At 59.5% G+C, this 17,549-nt stretch carries 11 protein-coding genes; 6 read left to right on the top strand and 5 right to left on the bottom strand.

The genetic code is table 11. From position 1 onward, the window contains the following. The first annotated feature begins 74 nt into the window (after positions 1–74). Positions 75–4,829, top strand: a complete 4,755-nt coding sequence (locus ACLEJQ_RS10910; RefSeq protein WP_440794813.1) for an RHS repeat-associated core domain-containing protein — start codon at positions 75–77, stop codon at positions 4,827–4,829. Positions 4,830–5,001: 172 nt separating this feature from the next. On the opposite strand, the gene ACLEJQ_RS10905 is transcribed toward ACLEJQ_RS10910, so the two are convergent. Further along, entirely contained in the window at positions 5,002–5,277 is a 276-nt protein-coding gene (locus ACLEJQ_RS10905) for a helix-turn-helix transcriptional regulator (protein WP_440794811.1), read from the bottom strand. Between the two features lie 445 nt (positions 5,278–5,722). On the opposite strand from ACLEJQ_RS10905, the gene ACLEJQ_RS10900 reads away from it, so the two are divergent. From ACLEJQ_RS10900 to ACLEJQ_RS10890, 3 genes are all read left to right on the top strand, one after another. After that, complete coding sequence (locus ACLEJQ_RS10900; protein ID WP_440794809.1) at positions 5,723–6,127, top strand: MarR family winged helix-turn-helix transcriptional regulator; 405 nt, start codon at positions 5,723–5,725, stop codon at positions 6,125–6,127. Between the two features lie 61 nt (positions 6,128–6,188). Continuing rightward, on the top strand, positions 6,189–7,388 hold the full coding sequence (locus ACLEJQ_RS10895; RefSeq protein WP_440795141.1) for an MFS transporter: 1,200 nt from the start codon (positions 6,189–6,191) through the stop codon (positions 7,386–7,388). 182 nt (positions 7,389–7,570) lie between these two features. After that, entirely contained in the window at positions 7,571–8,122 is a 552-nt protein-coding gene (locus ACLEJQ_RS10890; protein WP_440794807.1) for a glutathione peroxidase, read from the top strand. 89 nt (positions 8,123–8,211) lie between these two features. On the opposite strand, the gene ACLEJQ_RS10885 is transcribed toward ACLEJQ_RS10890, so the two are convergent. From ACLEJQ_RS10885 to ACLEJQ_RS10875, 3 genes are all read right to left on the bottom strand, one after another. After that, positions 8,212–9,492, bottom strand: coding sequence for an OmpP1/FadL family transporter (locus tag ACLEJQ_RS10885; protein ID WP_440794805.1), 1,281 nt, complete (start codon positions 9,490–9,492; stop codon positions 8,212–8,214). Between the two features lie 144 nt (positions 9,493–9,636). After that, on the bottom strand, positions 9,637–10,119 hold the full coding sequence (locus tag ACLEJQ_RS10880; RefSeq protein ID WP_440794803.1) for a hypothetical protein: 483 nt from the start codon (positions 10,117–10,119) through the stop codon (positions 9,637–9,639). Between the two features lie 444 nt (positions 10,120–10,563). Then, positions 10,564–10,788, bottom strand: coding sequence for a hypothetical protein (locus ACLEJQ_RS10875; protein ID WP_440794801.1), 225 nt, complete (start codon positions 10,786–10,788; stop codon positions 10,564–10,566). A gap of 1,025 nt (positions 10,789–11,813) precedes the next feature. On the opposite strand from ACLEJQ_RS10875, the gene ACLEJQ_RS10870 reads away from it, so the two are divergent. Together ACLEJQ_RS10870 and rmuC are read left to right on the top strand one after the other, a co-directional pair. Further along, entirely contained in the window at positions 11,814–12,137 is a 324-nt protein-coding gene (locus ACLEJQ_RS10870; RefSeq protein ID WP_440794799.1) for a sel1 repeat family protein, read from the top strand. Positions 12,138–12,319: 182 nt separating this feature from the next. After that, on the top strand, positions 12,320–13,708 hold the full coding sequence (rmuC, locus tag ACLEJQ_RS10865; protein ID WP_440795139.1) for a DNA recombination protein RmuC: 1,389 nt from the start codon (positions 12,320–12,322) through the stop codon (positions 13,706–13,708). Positions 13,709–13,846: 138 nt separating this feature from the next. On the opposite strand, the gene ACLEJQ_RS10860 is transcribed toward rmuC, so the two are convergent. After that, positions 13,847–17,317: a hybrid sensor histidine kinase/response regulator gene (locus ACLEJQ_RS10860; protein ID WP_440794797.1), complete on the bottom strand. Its 3,471-nt coding sequence runs from the start codon at positions 17,315–17,317 to the stop codon at positions 13,847–13,849. Positions 17,318–17,549 lie beyond the last annotated feature (232 nt).

The following is a 17,549-nucleotide window of genomic DNA, read 5'->3' as shown; positions in this document are numbered from 1 at the left end:
TGCCAGACTTAAGATATTGACGGCTATTCCCTGTCGTGGGCTAGGCGTTATTAAAATAGATGAGGACTTGAAAAATGGCCGCCTCGAATTCCGTACATTCCAATGCTTTCAATTTCATGAGCTTTATGGAGGGCGGTGTCGATCCACGCACCGGGCAATATACATTTGCAATCAGCTTGCCCGACATCAAAGCCAATTTTTTGCGCGGACCGGATGTTCCGCTGAACTTGATATATAACCCGCTCAATACCAGAGACAGCGGTTATGGTCATGGCTGGAATCTGCAATTATCCCAATACACGCCCGCCACCCAGATTCTGTCCCTGAGCACGGGGGAAACCTTCAAGGTCACCGGCAGCGACACCGTCACCGGTCAGCTGGTGATGAAGGAAAAAAAACTGGACAGTTTTCACTTCTACCAAGATGACGACAGGCATTACCGGGTCGTGCACAAGTCCGGCCTGGTGGAAATACTGGAGGTGCTGGGCAGCTCTCAGAGCGAGGTAGCCCTGCCTGTTGAGATTCGTGCAGCCACGGGGCACGCGGTCACGCTCGGCTATACCCCGTTCAGTGGCACCGATCAGGTCCTGGCATGGGTCAAGGATGACGCCAACCAGACTCTGCTGACGGTCGAGCGCCAGAGTACGTCCCTTGAGGTGCTGCTACAACCATTCGCCGGCCCCGACGGTGGCCCATTGGCGCGTTTTGCCATGACCTTGGAAGGCTCTGACAAATACGTCAGTCGCATCACCCTTCCGACCGAGAACGAAGCATCCTGGCGTTTTGGCTACAACCGCATCCGCGATCATGTGTGCATCACACGGGTAGAAACCCCTACCGGCGCGCTCGAGGAAATATTCTATCAAGACACCGGTCATCAATTCCCGGACAACAGCGGCCGCACGCCGTTGCCTCGGGTGACCCGGCACCTCACCGAGCCGGGATTCGGCCAGCCGCCGGTGGATGTTCGTTACACCTATCAACTGCCTGACAGTGACATCGAAACGAATTTTCTGGGTGGCGGCTTGCCTCTGTCCTGGGACAACGACGGTCTCGATAACCTCTACAAGCACATCGGCGCCTACGAATACGGCTGCATCGAAACCCACTGGGTCCCTGGTGACTCGGGACCGGAGCCGCGCCAGGCACGGAAAATTGAACGCCGGTTCAATCAGTTCCATTTGCTGACCCACGAAACGACTATCCAGAACAATAACGTCCAGACGGTTGAAACCACGTACTACGTTGATCCAGATGTCGAGTTCGACGGGCAAGTCCAGTATTGCCAATTGCCGAAGACGGTGAGAACCAGTTGGTCGTTAGTCAACAATCCGAACCACCGGCGCAGTGAAGTCGTCAGCAATACGTATGACATATACGGCAACCTTCGGGTGCAGGCCCTGGCCAATGGTGTTATCGAAACCAGTACCTGGTATCCCTCCACAGAAAGCGATGGGTGTCCGGCCGATCCCGAAGGCTTCGTGCGCAACCTGAAAGAGAAAAACGTCAACCCGGCTCCCTCGTCCGATGGCCAGGCCCCGACGCTGGCCACCCGCTATCGCTACAAGGCATTGTCTGAAGTAGGGGAATCTTCTCTCAAGAAATGGCTCACCATCGAGAGCCAGACGCTGGTGCAGCTTGGTAGCACTGAAGCCGAGCTGGAGAGGACACTTTTCGAGCATTTCGATGACCGGACCGATGCGTTCCTCCATGGGCGTGTTTCAGGCCAGACGGTGACCTTGGGTGGCAAGGAGACTGTCACCGAATTTGCCTACAGCACCCTCGATAGCCCACTGTTCAAGGAAAGCGTGCTGCAAACGGTCGAGACCCTGACGGGTTTTGATCATGAGCAAGATGACAGGAATGTGCAGAAAGTCGTCACGTTGTGGCATTCGGTGCTCAACGGCGAGCCACTGCTCAACCGCGATGACAACAATGTGGAAATCCACTACGCCTATGACGCGCTCAGACGCGTGACCCGTGAAACGGTGGCGCCCGGCACCGCTTTCGCGGCGTTCCGCAGCTATGAATATTTTCTGTGTGCCAATGCGGGAGAACAGGCCGAACAACGGCTGTATGACGTGAAACGGGTTAAGACCTGTACGAAGTTCGACGGGCTCAACCGAGCCATCTACGAAGAACGGGACGACGCGGATAATCCCAGCCGCGCCAGCACACCGCGTCAGGTCTACGCCGCTGAGTACGACGCATTGGGTAATCTGATCAAGGATGTCGAGTACGACTGGCTGGGCGAGGACGTACGGATCCTGGCAACGGAATATGAGTACGACGACTGGGGCGCGCAATACTGTGTCACTGGCCCGGATGGCGTGAAGACCTTCGAGCAGACCGACCCGATCGGTACGTCCGAGTCGCAAGGGCCGATCCAGCGCAGCTGGCGCGAAGGCCTCGTACCCGTCCCGAAAGTCAGTGGCGTCACCGAGACATGGCTCAACCTCTTCGAGAAACCCACCCGCACCGAACGGCGCGATTTGTCCGATCAACCCATCAGCCTGCATCGATATTTTTATGACGGGCTGGGGCGGACCGCAAAAGAGGTGGTCGGATTCCCGGATTTCGAACGTGTCACGCTCTATACCTACGACGCTTTCGACCGGCTCACGGAAAACACCCTGCCGGACACCGCCGTGGTTCGGCGCAGCTTTGCCACACACAGCCGCGAGGACCTGCCTACTTTAATCAGCGTCAATGAAATTGAGCTCGGGACCCAGGTATTCGATGGTCTCGACCGGATGATCCAGTCGACGACTGGCGGTCGTGAGCAGGTTTTCACTTACGAACCCGGGCAAACGCAGCCCCATACGGTCACCACACCCAGTGGCAAGGTCATCGAGTACGAGTATCAACCCGAGCTGGGCACCGAACCTCTGCGACGCAACCTGGCGGGCAGCATTGCCGCCGACTATGAATACGACCGGGAGAACGCACGCTTGACCAGTTGCCAGGAACAAGGCTTGCAGCTCACTCGTGAGTATTACAGTACCGGAGAACCGAAAACTGAGAAACGAAGCGTAGAAGGCCGCGAATACACCATGCATTACCGTTACAGCCGACTCGGTCGTTTGCTTGGCTACACCGATGTCTTGGGTCAGGAGCAGAGTTATCGCTATGACGACCAGGGGCGGCTGGAGTACACCGAACTGGGCACTACTGCGTCGACATTTACCTACGACGCGTTGGGCCAGACCGCCAGTATCCACACTCACGACAGCCTCAGTGGACAAAGCGTCGGCATCACCCTGCAGTACGACGAGTTCGGTCGTGAAACCTTGCGCACCTTTGATCTCGATGGGGTCGAACAGCAACTGAGCCAGGTCTACAACGATGTTGATGGCCTGAAACAGCGGACCTTGACTCAGGGGGCTGTCGTGCTGCGGGACGAAAACTACACCTATGATCTGCGCGGGCGTCTGACTGACTACACGTGTACCGGCACCCAGCCGCCCGTTGATCCGTATGGCAAACCCATCGACCGCCAGATGTTCCAGTTCGACGCGTTGGATAACCTCAAGCTAGTGCTGACCTACTTTACCGGCGGATTCAACCGGGCGATTTATAAGTACCAGGATTTGCCCGATCCTACGCAACTGCGCGAAGTCACCAACACTCATGAGGATTATCCTGAGATCATTGAATTGGAATACAACCTGGACGGTCACCTTATCCGCGACGAAGAGAGCCGTACGCTGGAGTACGACCCCCTCGGACGGCTGATTTCCGTCAGCGGCCAATCGGGCGAACCCCCAGCTGGCTACAGCTACGATCCGCTGGATACGCTGACTGGCCTGGACGATGGAAGCGGGCAAGAGCAGCGCTTCTATCAGGACGGAGAACTGACGAACCAGATCAAGGGCGCCAATAGCAGCACATTCCTGCGTGCAGATAACGTGGTGCTCGCCGAGCATCAGGCTGGTGCTGACCCAAAGTCGTTATTGCTGGCCGGGGATAACAAGAACACCGTGCTCAGCGAAATCGGGCAGGGTACCGCCCAGTCGGTGGCTTACACACCGTACGGCCATCGCGCTGAAGAGGCTGCGGTCGGCAGCCACTTGGGCTACAACGGTGAACGGCGGGAGACGCAAACCGGTTGGTATTTGTTGGGAAAAGGGTATCGGGCGTTCAATCCGTCGTTGATGAGGTTTCATAGTCCGGACAGTTGGAGTCCGTTTGGGGAGGGGGGGATGAATGCCTATACTTATTGCGAGGGGGATCCGGTCAGCTTTTCGGATCCAACGGGGCATGTAATATATAAATTACCCAATGTGATGCCCAGACCTGTTGTGAAAACTATATCAGCAGCCAGCGTGACTCGGAATGCAAGTCAACCGGTCGGCGATCATTCAGTTGGTGCATCACAGGCAGCGATGCCCGCTAATGTTCCTGCGGCAACAGCCATTCAGCCCAGTAAAATAGTCGTTGAGCGTGGCAGCATCGCAGATCTTGCAAAAAGTCGAGCTAACCGCATTATTCCGCCCAAGAACCAGAACTTTGAAAAAGGCTTCATTTCTGAGCTCGCAAAAAACCGAAGTAGTGATCGATATATCGATCAAACCGGGAGGCCGCCGATGCCTCTTCCCGGCTCATCCCAGTTCGCGCCGAAATCGGTTTCCAGGTCGGCGCCTAAATCGGTTCGACCACCGTCTGAACCTCCAACCCTTCAACCCCAAGTGTCTGAAAAAGTCCTGAAAAGAATAGCAAGACTAAAGGAAAAAATTAGGGTTGATGACAATCAACGCTGGGAAACGTCGCAAGTGGACAGAAAGAAATACAACAGCTGGAAGGCAGAACTCATCAGGTTGGGTGGCTAGTGACCTCGTTTACATGATTCAGTGCTTCAGAAAAATCCGTCAAACCACCGTCATGGTCAAGCTCTAACTTGTCCATGACGGTGTGCTTATATCAGCTGGGGCCTTCACCGCAGTTGAGCTGAGCGAGATGTTCAAGCAACTTTCTGTCCGATTTAGATGTGTACTCAAGGGCCTAAATCAACCCCTGCTCACGCGCAATTTTCCCCGCAAGATGACGCGAACTGACGCCGAATTTTCGGCGGATGTTGTTGAAGTGGTAATTGACGTTGGCCTCGCTGCAATCGACGATCACGGCGATTTCCCAGGACGATTTGCCGGCCTCGCTCCACTGCAGAAATTCTTTTTCCCGGTTGGTCAATCGGATGGGCGGAGGTTGTTTGTCCTCGAGCTGGTTAAAGCGAGCCTGGTAGGGCGATGGATGTCCAGGAACGACGGTGCTGTGATACATGGAAAATCTCCCATTCATCATCATTGATGGCGTGGGGGCGGCGGAATCTTCCTACTACTGAATGGGATGGTTCGCACGGCCCGGCTTCACACCTTGTAGGGCTGGAGGCACGGGTTCGTTATAGCTCGATTCAAACCCGCTGAAACCTGTCAGACATGACAGGTGCGAGGACTCCAATGAGGAGCTGTTGAAAAGCTGCGAGCTGAAGCGCTTGATATCGCAAGGAAATTTTCCCGGTTTCACCGCTTCATTGTGGCGAGGGGATTCATCCCCGCTGGGCTGCGAAGCGGCCCTCACGTCAGTCACCTGCGGCGTAGCAACTGGATTGCGTCCAGGTTCTTGGGGCCGCTGCGCGACCCAGCGGGGATAAATCCCCTCGCCGCAAGGGAGCGGTTTTCTTGATTTAAATTTGCATTCCACCCATCGCGGGTATATACACGCACCCATGCTTCCTTCCCAATGTCTCTGCATCAACCTGCGTCGCGCCGCCCGTGGCGTCAGCAGGTATTACGACGGCGCCCTCGATGGCTTCGGGATCAACGTTGCCCAGTATTCTTTGCTGAACAACCTGGCGCGCCTGGACCAGCCGAGTATTTCTTCCCTGGCCGAGGCCATGGGCCTGGACCGCAGCACCCTGGGGCGAAACCTGCGGGTGCTGGAAGGCGAAGGCCTGGTGAAGCTGGCCGAGGGCGAGGACCTGCGTAACCGCATCGTCGAGCTGACCGAAGCCGGGCATGCCCGGTTGGCGGCGGCGCTGCCGGCCTGGGAAGCGGCGCAACAACGTTTGATCGATAAGCTGGGCGCCGAGAAGCGCACGGCGTTGCTGGCCTTGCTGGACGAACTGGCGTGAAGCCGGTTCGTTCGACTACAAGCGGGTATATACCCGCGAGCGGAGAACAAGAATGACATCGATGTGGCGTACCTGTGGTTGGGTCCTGGTGGGCAGCGCGCTGATCCTGGCGTTGTCCCTGGGCGTGAGGCATGGCTTCGGCCTGTTCCTGTCGCCCATGAGCGCCGAGTTCGGCTGGGGGCGTGGGGTGTTCGCCTTTGCCATCGCCTTGCAAAACCTGATCTGGGGTTTGGCGCAGCCGTTCACTGGCGCGCTGGCCGACCGCTTCGGCGCGGCGAAGGTGGTGCTGATCGGTGGGGTCCTGTATGCCGTCGGTCTGGTGCTCATGGGCCTTTCCGATTCGCCGTGGTCGCTGTCCTTGAGCGCGGGGCTGTTGATTGGCATCGGCCTGTCGGGCACCTCGTTCTCGGTGATCCTCGGGGTGGTCGGGCGTGCCGTGCCACCGGAAAAACGCAGCATGGGCATGGGCATCGCCAGCGCCGCCGGCTCCTTCGGCCAGTTCGCCATGTTGCCCGGCACCCTGGGGTTGATCGGCTGGCTCGGTTGGTCGGCTGCGCTGTTGGTGCTGGGTTTGCTGGTGGCGCTGATCGTGCCGCTGGTGAGCATGCTCAAGGACACGCCGATGCCGACCGCCGGCCATGAGCAGACCTTGTCCGAGGCCTTGCGCGAGGCGTGCAGCCATTCCGGGTTCTGGTTGCTGGCGATCGGTTTTTTTGTCTGCGGTTTCCAGGTGGTATTCATCGGCGTGCATTTGCCGGCCTATCTGGTGGACCAGCACTTGCCGGCCAGTGTCGGGACTACTGTGCTGGCGCTGGTCGGGCTGTTCAATATTGTCGGCACCTACACCGCCGGTTGGCTGGGCGGGCGCATGTCCAAGCCGCGCTTGTTGACCGGGTTGTACCTGTTGCGGGCGTTGGTGATCGGCTTGTTCCTGTGGCTGCCGGTGACCACCACCACGGCCTATCTGTTCGGTATGGCGATGGGCTTGTTGTGGCTGTCGACGGTGCCTTTGACCAACGGCACGGTGGCGACCTTGTTCGGTGTACGAAACTTGTCGATGCTCGGTGGGATCGTGTTCCTGTTCCACCAGTTGGGCTCGTTCCTAGGCGGTTGGCTGGGCGGGGTGGTGTACGACCACACCGGTAGCTACGACTTGATCTGGCAGGTGTCGATCCTGCTCAGCCTATTGGCGGCGGCGTTGAATTGGCCTGTGCGTGAACGTCCGGTGGCGCGCTTGCAGGCCCAGGTAGGTGCGGCGTGAGTCGTGTCGGCCCGTGGTTGCTTGTCATCGGCGCTGGCCTGCTGCTGGCGCTCGCCTGGTGGGGCTGGCATCAGGGCGGGTTGGCCTTGATGCAATTGGGCATGGGCACTTGTTGAGCGGTGGACGGGGCTGCATGCGGCGGAGTAACGTCGAGGTCTGACGTGCTTTCAAGGAAATCCGATATGTTGATGCGCTGGCTGGCTGTTCCCGCTCTGTTGGTGGCCGTATCCGGGCAAGTCTGGGCGGCCGATTGCCCACCGTTGCTGGAAGGTTCGCTGCCCAAGCTGCGGGCCAAGGAAACCATCGATCTGTGCCAGCGCTTCGCCGGCAAGCCGCTGGTGGTGGTCAACACCGCCAGCTTCTGTGGGTTCGCCCCACAGTTCAAAGGCCTCGAGGCGCTGAACCAGAGCTACAAGGACCAAGGGCTGCAAGTGCTGGGTGTGCCCTCCAATGACTTCAAGCAGGAGTCCAAGGACGGCGCCGAAACGGCCAAGGTGTGCTACGTCAATTACGGCGTGACCTTCACCATGACCGAGCCGCAACCGGTGCGCGGCGCCGACGCCATCCCGCTGTTCAGGCACCTGGCGGAACAGTCTGGCGCGCCGAAATGGAATTTCTACAAGTACGTCGTCGACCGCCAGGGCAAGGTCGTCGCCAGTTTCTCCAGCCGCATCAAGCCCGATGACCCCGAGTTCATCAAGGCCGTGGAAGCCGCCATCGCCTCCAAGCCCTGACCGCTGGCCACGAAAAAGCCCCGCCTCTTTGCAGAGTGCGGGGCTTTTTTTGCTTCAGTCGGCGGAGGGTTCAGCTTCGCCGTGAACCATCAGAAGCGGTAGGTTGCACCGACGCCAAAACCGTTGGCGCTGTTTTTGTATTCAGCGTTATAGGATTGGCCCAAGGCGTTGCTGCCGCTGACGTTGACCTTTTCTTCCTTCAGGTAGGAATAAGCCACGTCGATGGTCAGATCATCGGTCGGACTCCAGCCGGCACCCAGGCTGAAAATGGTCCGGTCACCGGTAGGAATGCGTGGCGAACGGTCCTGGTTGTTGGTCGGCGCCTGGTCAAAGGTCAGACCGGTACGCAGCACCCACTGTTTGTTCAACTGGTAGGAGGTACCGATGGCGTATGCCCAGGTGTCATGCCAGTTCTGTTCTTCGGTGATGCTGCCCAGAAACGCGGGGGCCAAGGCGCCGCCGGCTGCCGTTACGCCATCGTTGTTCACGGTGATTTCTTTCAGGCGGCTCCACCGAGTCCAGGTGCTGCCGGCATAGACTTTCCAGGCATCATTGATCTCCTGGGTCACCGAGAAGTCCACCGATTCCGGCGTGGTGATGTCCAGCGAGGCGTCGTAGCGGCCATTGTTGAGCAGGACGGCAGGGGTGCCGGCGCCTGGGTTCACTTCAGTGTGACCCTCCAGCTTGTACTTGACCTTGGAGTGGTAGGTCAGGCCGACGCGAGTGGTATCGGTCGCCTGGACCAGCAACCCGATGTTGTAGCCGTAGCCGATGTCGTCGCCCTTGATCTTCACATCACCGTCATTCGGCGACAGTGGCGTGGTCAGGGTCGATTCCAGCGAGCCGGAAATACGGTTGACTGTTGGGCCGAAGCCGATCGAGACCTTGTCGTTGAAGGCATAGCTGATAGTAGGCTGGAAGGTCACGACCTTCACTTCGCTCTTGCTGCCAAAGTTGCCGCCCTGGAAGCCGTTTTCATAATCGGTGATCAGGCCGAACGGTGCATAGACACCAAGGCCGAAAGCCCATTGGTCATCGATCGGCTTGACGTAATAGCCCATCGGAACGCCGGTAAAAGGGACCATGTCGCCCTTGTTGGTGCCCGATTGAGTGCCACTGGCATCGTCGATATCGGTGGAGGCGTCAATAGCGGCGAAGCCACCGGTCACTTGCTGGCGCTTGAGGCGCGACATACCGGCAGGGTTGCCAAATACAGTGCTTGCGTCGTCGGCAGAAGACGAACGGCCTGCGAAACCAGTGCCCATGCCACTGATGCTTTGCTCGTTCAAGGCAAAGCCACTGGCGAAAAGCTGAGTGGATGCCAGGGTAACGGCAAGGCCAAGGGTGGTTTTGAGCATGATTTTTTTCATTGTTAGAACTCCTGATGGTCACCGGGGCGAAAATTACCAACATTTTCGTTCAAGCGCTATAGCGTGTATGGCTTGATTTAGAGCGGTTTTGTAGGACAATCCGACCAGATTCGCGACTGTTGTAGGAACTTTCCAAATCCCATGTCAGCAAGCGACCTGGTTCAGGGGTGAGACGCAGCTTTGCCAGGCGTAGGTAAAATCGCGTAAGCGACCTTGAGGATGAAACGTCTGACGCCAGATCCGGGCCATGCCCAGCAGGTCATCGGCTTCGGGAAGCGGAGTATTCTGTTCCTCCACCAGTAACCAGGCGATGGCGGTGGCGTAGCGCAGGTTGACGGTCAGCTCCAGGTGTGGACCGCTGAGGAAAGCGTGCTGGCTGGCCAGGCCCCGTACCAGACTGGCACGCTCCGGATCCTGCGCCAGGTAGTGATCCCAGAGCGCCCGGTGGCGGGGTTCGGTGATGCGATACAGTCCATGCCCGCGTCGGTCATGCAAGGCAGCGCCCAGGGCCGATTGGCTGGCGGCGATGCCCAGCAACAACGATTCCGCCGTTGCACTGTGACGCTCCAGGTAAAGAAGCGTCGGGCGGATTACATATCGACACAGTTCTCTGGCAGCGATACCCATAGGACCCTCGAAACGTTAAGGGCGGAGCCTGATGGGTGTGGGCTTGGCAGCGGTGAATCGAATCAGGCCCCGCCGGAAGCGGATCAAGCCGCTTGACTTGAAGTGTAGTGTCATATTTCTGCTGTAAAGGCCTGTTTTTAAAACATCTTCGGCGAATGGTTATAACCCTTATATCCCTTCGTGCTTACGCCGTTTCGCTTGTTTCAGAAATCCTGGGCAATAAAAAGCCCCGCTGTTGGGGCGTAATGTTGTTCATTTAACGTTTATCACTTGTCGTGGCGAGGGGAGCTTGCTCCCGCTGGAGCGCGCAGCGGTCCCAAGCTTTTGGGGCTGCTATGCAGCCCAGCGGGAGCAAGCTCCCTCGCCACGGGGCGGTGACTTTCTTAAGTGAACGGTATTGCGCTGTTGGGGCGGGGCTTTTGGGTTTCAGTCTTCAGCTGCGTCTCAGGCAACCAGTGCCTGACGGGTACGCTCGATCACGGCCTGCAGCGGTTCTGGGCTGGAGTATTGATCGGGGTACAGGCGTTCGCTGTGACGAGCGATGCCGTGTTCGTTGACCAGGGTGAAGCTGAAGCAGCCTTTGCGAGCGGCCATGATCAGGCAGTTCATTGGAGCAAAAGCGTTAGTGAGGGTGCGGATAGCATCCTGTGCATGGATTTGATTAGACATGTTATGGGTGTTCCTACAATTGACACGATTAAGAACCGTGCAGTGTTAAAACGTTCCAGTAACATCGACCACCATTGGTCGAACGAAGAACCCGACTGGAACAAAGCAGCCAGTTTGAGCGCTATAGAAAAGGTGCGCGCTTGGGCCGGCAGGTAGGTACTTAGGAGGGCAGGCAACACATCAAGGGCAGAGGTTCTGGGCCCTGGGTGAAGATCCTGATCAATTTTGCAGGTTGGTTCGGTCAGAGTAACGAGCCTGGCAACACCCTTTGCATTCGTTCAAAGGCTGTGTTGACGCAAGATTACCTGGAAACCATCGAGGGGATCGGTCCCTTTTTGTCGGTGAGGCTTCCGTGGGGATGGCTGACCGTAGAGATGTGTTCGACCCGGAATTGACTTTCAGCTTGGTACTAACGGCGCGGATGGTAACGGATCGGATCTTGGAAGGGAAGGGCGTTGGTTAAAAAATATTCAAATTGCTGTGGGCATTACCCGTGGCGAGGGAGCTTGCTCCCGCTGGTCTGCGAAGCAGACCCCAATCAACTGGCCCTTTAATCTTCGTTGTCGCTGGGTCTTTGCGGCTGCTCCGCAGCCGAGCGGGAGCAAGCTCCCTCGCCACAGGGATGAGCAATGCTCAGGCAAACAGTTATCCCCAGCTTTACCGCCATACGTACCAAAAAAGCACGCGGTTATAACCACTTCGGGTGTTACTTGTGCACACTTGTCGCGCCGCTTGTCACCGTACTGTCATGTGCGAACAATTTGCAGTGGGTGCCTGTATCCAAAATTTAAGTCAATGAAAAATAGCGCTTTTTTTTGCTGGTGAAAAAATCGACAGTTTGAGCGCAGGCCCCGTTCCATAGGGCTTTCGGCTGGTTCAGGGGGGGTTGTCCACTGAGTTATCCACAGCTTCTGTGGATTGTCCCAAGCGCTTGCTCTAGCACGGGCGTGCCGGTTTATTTCGGCTTTACCCGTGCGAAAAAAGGAGTAGAGTGGCGCGCCTTCCGATCTGCCCCACAGTGCTTTATGAAGTTTCGCTCAGTATCAACTCCTGTTACTTCCACACCCTCCGCTGTTACCCCACCCAAGCGCATTTCCATGCGCGTGGCCGAGTGGCTGCTCGACAGCCCGCGCCTGGGGGAAAGCCCCAGTGTCAAACACCTGGCCGGTCGTCTGCTCAAGCAACCGGCCCGTGAAGGCGTGGTGGCCGCGCAAAGTCGCCTCGGACAACTGATGTGTCGCGAATGTGGGAACGCTCGGGACCGACGCATCGGTCACGACCTGCTGCGCCAGGCCGCTCGGGCTGGCGACCAGCGGGCCCGCCAGGCCTTGGGTGAAATCGAAGATTGATTCAAGACGAGCTGGGCAACCCCCGGCGGCTTGGTTAACCTTCGGGCTTTATTTCGGCAGGAATTGTCATGGCGATGGATTTGACCAGCCTGTTGCTGGGCCTGGCAGGCGCTGCGGTGCCGTTGCTTGCACTGGCCTGGCATCTGCAGCGCCAGGCGAGTGCTGCACAGACTGAACTGGCGCTGCTTGAAGAGCGCTTGGCCACGGCCCACATGGCCCACGATGGCCTGAACGCGCAACTCGACGCCTGCCGCGATGAAATCAGCGACCTGAGCCAGGCCAACGGCGCCAGGCAGGCCGAGCTCGCGGCAGCGTGCCGTGAAGTCGAGCTGCTGCAGATCGAGCGCGACAACGCCCGGGATGCGGCCCATGCCTGGAATCTTGAACGCGCCAACAAGGAAGCGGAGCTACGGCGGCTCGATGCCCAGGCGGCATCGTTGCATGCCGAACTGCGCGAGCAGCAGGAAAGCCATCAGCAACGCCTGAACGATCTGCAAGGCTCGCGAGACGAGCTGCGGGCACAGTTCGCCGAGCTTGCCGGGAAAATATTCGATGAACGTGAGCAGCGTTTCGCCGAAACCAGTCAGCAGCGTCTGGGTCAGTTGCTCGATCCGTTGAAGGAACGCATCCAATCCTTCGAGAAACGTGTCGAGGAAAGTTATCAGGCCGAGGCGCGGGAGCGTTTCTCCCTGGGCAAGGAGCTGGAGCGGCTGCAGCAGTTGAACCTGCGCCTGAGCGATGAGGCCACCAACTTGACCCGGGCACTCAAGGGCCAGAAAACCCAGGGCAACTGGGGTGAGTTGATCCTGGAGCGGGTGCTCGAACACGCCGGCCTCGAAAAGGGTCGCGAGTACCAGACCCAGGTCAGCCTCAAGGGCCCGGACGGCGAGCGTTTCCAGCCGGACGTGCTGATTTACCTGCCCGGCGATAAACAAGTGGTGGTCGACTCCAAGGTCAGCCTCACCGCCTATCAGCAGTACGTAGCCGCTGAAGACAACGCCATCGGCCAGCTCGCGCTCAAGCAACATGTGGCGTCGCTGCGGGCCCACGTCAAAGGCTTGGCCGGCAAGGACTACAAGCGCCTGGACGGGCTGCACAGCCTGGATTTCGTGTTGTTGTTCGTGCCGATCGAAGCAGCATTTTCCGCCGCCCTGCAAGCCGAGCCGAACCTGTTCCAGGAAGCCTTCGACCGCAACATCGTGATCGTCAGCCCGACCACGCTGTTGGCGACCTTGCGAGTGATCGACAGCTTGTGGAAACAGGAACGCCAGAGCCAGAACGCCCGGGAGATCGCCGAACGGGCCGGGTGGCTGTATGACAAATTCGTGTTGTTCATCCAGGACCTGGACGAGATCGGCAGTCGCTTGCAGCAGTTGGACAAAGCCTACAGCGCGGCGCGTAACAAACTGACCGAAGGCCGCGGCAACCTGATCAGCCGCAGCGAACAACTCAAGCTTCTCGGCGCCCGGGCCAGTAAAAGCCTGCCGGCCGAGTTGCTGGAGCGGGCGATGACGGATGCGGATGGGCTGCCGGAGTTGGCGGAAGAAGCCATCGAAAAAAACCAGGGCTGAAGGTACAACTCAAGGTCAATGCAAAATCCCGTGGCGAGGGAGCTTGCTCCCGCTTGAGTGCGCAGCACTCACAAAAGAGGGGCCGCTGCGCAGCCCAGCGGGAGCAAGCTCCCTCGCCACAGGGGGCCAGTGTGTTCGCTACAACGGCAAATGCCGACTCAACAACGCCCTGAGCGCCGCCGGCTTCACCGGTTTGGCAAGATAATCCAGCCCTGCGGCATGTACCTGCGCCACCGTCTCCGGCCGACCATCGGCACTGATCACCACCCCCGGCACCGGTTCGCCCATGCGCGTGCGTAACCAGGCCATCAGCTCGGTGCCGGTCTCACCATCATCCAGATGGAAATCCACCAGCGCCAGTTGCGGACGCCCGCCATCGGCCAGCCAGCGCTCGCATTCCTCACGGTTGCGCGCCGTGGTCACCTGGCAACCCCAGCGAGTCAGCAGGCTGTTCATGCCAATCAAGATGCTGTCTTCGTTATCGACACACAACACCTGTGCACCGCTGGGCAGATGCCCGTTGGGTTCGACCACCGCGCTGGGAACGGCTGCCTGCGAACGGGCCAGCGGCACACTGACGCTGAACACACTGCCGCGCCCCGGCCAGGAGCGCACGCGCAAGGTATGACCGAGCACCCGACATAGCCCGTCGGCGATGGCCAGGCCCAACCCCAGGCCTTTTTCGGCGCGGGTCTGGTGGCTGTCGAGGCGTTTGAACTCCTCGAAAATCACCTGCTGTTTATCCTCGGCGATGCCTGGCCCGCGATCCCAGACTTCCAGGCACAACTCGCCGCCGCGCCGACGCACGCCCAGTAGCACCGGTCCCTTGGCATAGCGGAAGGCGTTGGTGAGGAAGTTCTGCAGGATGCGCCGCAGCAGCTTGATGTCGCTGTCCACCCGCAGGCGCGAACCGCGAACCCGGAACTTCAAGCCTTGTTCCTGGGCCAGCACGGTGAATTCGGCGCCGAGGATATCGAACAGGTCGTTGAGGGCGAATGGCTTGCGGTCGGGGTTGATCTTGCCGTTTTCCAGGCGGGAAATGTCCAGCAAGTCGGTGATCAGGTCTTCGGCCGAGCGCAGTGAACTGTCCAGGTGCTGCACCAGTTGCCGGGCTTCGCTGGGCAAGGCCTCGTGCTGGTGGGACAGCGCGGCGGAGAACAGGCGTGCGGCGTTGAGCGGTTGCATCAGGTCATGGCTGACCGCCGCCAGGAAGCGCGTCTTGGACTGGTAGGCCGCTTCGGCAGTGCCTTTGGCTTCGGTCAGGGCCAGGTTCAGTTGCGATAATTCCCGGGTGCGCTCGGCCACCCGTTGCTCCAACCCTTCGTTGGCGTCGGTCAACGCTTTCTCAGCCTCGCGGAACGCGGTGATGTCGGTGAAGCTCATGACGAAACCGCCACCGGGCATCGGGTTGCCGATCAACTCGATGACCCGGCCGTTGGGGAACAGCCGCTCCGAAGTATGGGCCCGACCCTGGCGCATCCAGTGCAGGCGCCGGGCCACGTGGACTTCCGCCTCGCCCGGGCCACAGAGACCGCGCTCGGCGTTGTAGCGAATGATGTCGGCGATCGGCCGGCCAACGCTGATCAAACCGTCCGGGTACTTGAACAGCTCCAGGTAGCGCCGGTTCCAGGCCACGAGCCTGAGGGACTGGTCGACCACGCTGATGCCCTGGGTGATGTTCTCGATGGCACCTTGCAGCAGGGCCCGGTTGAATTGCAGCACCTCTGAGGTTTCGTCGGCGATCCGCACAACGTCCTCCAACTGCATCTCCCGACCTTCAATGGCAGCCTTCACCACCGCTCGGGTCGACGAGGCGCCGAGTACGCCGGCCAGCAAGCGTTCGGTGTGGGCGATCCATTCGCTGTCGGCGTTCTGGTTCGGGTTGAAGCCTTTGCCCTGGCGGTAGGCAAAACGGATGAAACTCTGGCGCGCCCGCTCTTCGCCGACGAACCGTGCGGCCAGTTGCAACAGGTCTTCGATGTGCACCGCCAGCATCGAGCGAGCGTTGGGCCGGGCGCTGATTTCCTGGCCGATGAAGCGCCCGGCCTGCCAATGCTCCGAGACGCGGGTGCGTGACAGCACGGAGACCCAGGCAAACAGCGTGAAATTGCCTGCCAGGGATAGCACCACGCCTTGGGTCAGTGGGGTGATCGGCAGATCCAAGGGGTTGCCGTGCAACCAGGCCAGCCCCGGAAAGCTGTTCAGCGACCATCCCAGGCTATGGGCGGCAATCGGCAGCACCAGGGTGTAGAACCACAGGAAGGTTCCGGCGGCGAGGCCGGCGAACACCCCACGGCGGTTCGCCTGCTTCCAGTACAAGGCCCCCAGCATGGCAGGGGCCAGTTGGGTCACGGCGGCGAAGGCGATCTGGCCGATGGTCGCCAGGCTCGCCGTCGAACCCAACAAGCGGTAGCTGACATAGGCCAGCAACAGGATCACCACGATGCTCACCCGGCGCACCGAGAGCATCCACTGGCGAAACACTTCGAACGGCCGCTCGGCATTGTTGCGCCGCAACAGCCACGGCAGCAGCATATCGTTGGAGACCATGGTCGACAGCGCCACACTCGCCACGATCACCATGCCGGTGGCCGCCGAGGCTCCGCCAATGAAGGCGAGCATCGCCAGGGCCGGGTGGGCCTGGGCCAGCGGCAGGCTGATGACGAAGGAATCCGGCAGCACCGAACTGGGCAGCAGCATTTGCCCGGCGAGAGCGATGGGCACCACGAACAAGGCGGCCAGGGCCAGGTAGGCGGGGAATACCCACTTGGCCAGGCGCAGATCCTGAGGCTCGATGTTCTCCACCACGGTCACGTGGAACTGTCGCGGCAAGCAGATGATCGCCATCATTGCCACGCCGGTCTGCACCACCATGGACGGCCAGTTGATGGTTTCTTTCCAGTACTGCTCCAGCCGTGGCGCGAGCATCGCCTGGTCGAACAGATCGTCGAAGCCATCGTACAGACCGTAGGTCACGAATGCGCCGACCGCGAGAAAGGCGAACAGCTTGACCAGCGATTCGAAAGCAATCGCCAGCACCATGCCGCGGTGGTGCTCGGTGGCGTCGAGGTTGCGGGTGCCGAACACAATGGTGAACAACGCCAGGATCAGCGAGACGATCAGCGCGGTGTCTTGCGCACGGGTGCCCATGGCATCGGCGCCGGCACCGATCAGCAGGTTCACCCCGAGCACGATACCCTTGAGCTGCAAGGCAATGTAGGGCAGCACGCCCACCAGGCAGATCAGGGCGATCACGATTGCCAGGGACTGGGACTTGCCGTAGCGGGCGGCGATGAAGTCGGCGATGGAGGTGATGTTTTCCTGCTTGCTGATCATCACCATTTTCTGCAGGACCCACGGCGCTAGCACCAGCAGCAGGATCGGCCCGAGGTAGATCGGCAGGAACGACCAGAGCTGTTCGGCGGCCTGGCCCACCGCGCCGAAGAACGTCCAGCTGGTGCAATACACCGCCAGCGACAGGCTGTAGACCCAGGCCCGTACCCGAGGCGGCAGCGGCGTGCTGCGCCGGTCGCCGTAGAAGGCGATGGCAAACATGATGGCCATGTAGGCCAGGGCAACGACGGCAATCAGCCCGCTGGACAACGACATGAAGACTCTCCGACAAAGACACCGGGGCTTGAGCCCGGCAAGACAGTCTCGCATGCCGGCTCGGGTTCGTCAGTGTCGACCAAGGTCGAGGCGTGGCGGGGCGTCGCAGGTTGCGAGGATCCCGGGGGCGTGAGGCGGTTGGGCGGGCCTCATCGCGAGCAGGCTCGCTCCCACAGGGTCTTGGAGTGTTTGCTAATCCGGGTCCACCGTTGACCTACTGTGGGAGCGAGCT

It is taken from the genome of Pseudomonas sp. SMV71 (genome assembly GCF_052042015.1).
Classification (GTDB): domain Bacteria; phylum Pseudomonadota; class Gammaproteobacteria; order Pseudomonadales; family Pseudomonadaceae; genus Aquipseudomonas.
Note: the sequence above shows the minus strand (reverse complement) of the source record. Positions and strands in the feature narration are given on the sequence as shown.

Excerpts from the sequence above, each read along its gene's own strand:
- ACLEJQ_RS10870 (WP_440794799.1), top strand. The coding sequence starts at position 11,814 with ATGAAGTTTCGCTCAGTATCAACTCCTGTTACTTCCACACCCTCCGCT.
- ACLEJQ_RS10900 (WP_440794809.1), top strand. The coding sequence starts at position 5,723 with ATGCTTCCTTCCCAATGTCTCTGCATCAACCTGCGTCGCGCCGCCCGT.
- ACLEJQ_RS10905 (WP_440794811.1), bottom strand. The coding sequence starts at position 5,277 with ATGTATCACAGCACCGTCGTTCCTGGACATCCATCGCCCTACCAGGCT.
- ACLEJQ_RS10875 (WP_440794801.1), bottom strand. The coding sequence starts at position 10,788 with ATGTCTAATCAAATCCATGCACAGGATGCTATCCGCACCCTCACTAAC.
- ACLEJQ_RS10895 (WP_440795141.1), top strand. The coding sequence starts at position 6,189 with ATGTGGCGTACCTGTGGTTGGGTCCTGGTGGGCAGCGCGCTGATCCTG.
- ACLEJQ_RS10880 (WP_440794803.1), bottom strand. The coding sequence starts at position 10,119 with ATGGGTATCGCTGCCAGAGAACTGTGTCGATATGTAATCCGCCCGACG.
- ACLEJQ_RS10910 (WP_440794813.1), top strand. The coding sequence starts at position 75 with ATGGCCGCCTCGAATTCCGTACATTCCAATGCTTTCAATTTCATGAGC.
- ACLEJQ_RS10890 (WP_440794807.1), top strand. The coding sequence starts at position 7,571 with ATGTTGATGCGCTGGCTGGCTGTTCCCGCTCTGTTGGTGGCCGTATCC.
- ACLEJQ_RS10860 (WP_440794797.1), bottom strand. The coding sequence starts at position 17,317 with ATGTCGTTGTCCAGCGGGCTGATTGCCGTCGTTGCCCTGGCCTACATG.
- ACLEJQ_RS10885 (WP_440794805.1), bottom strand. The coding sequence starts at position 9,492 with ATGAAAAAAATCATGCTCAAAACCACCCTTGGCCTTGCCGTTACCCTG.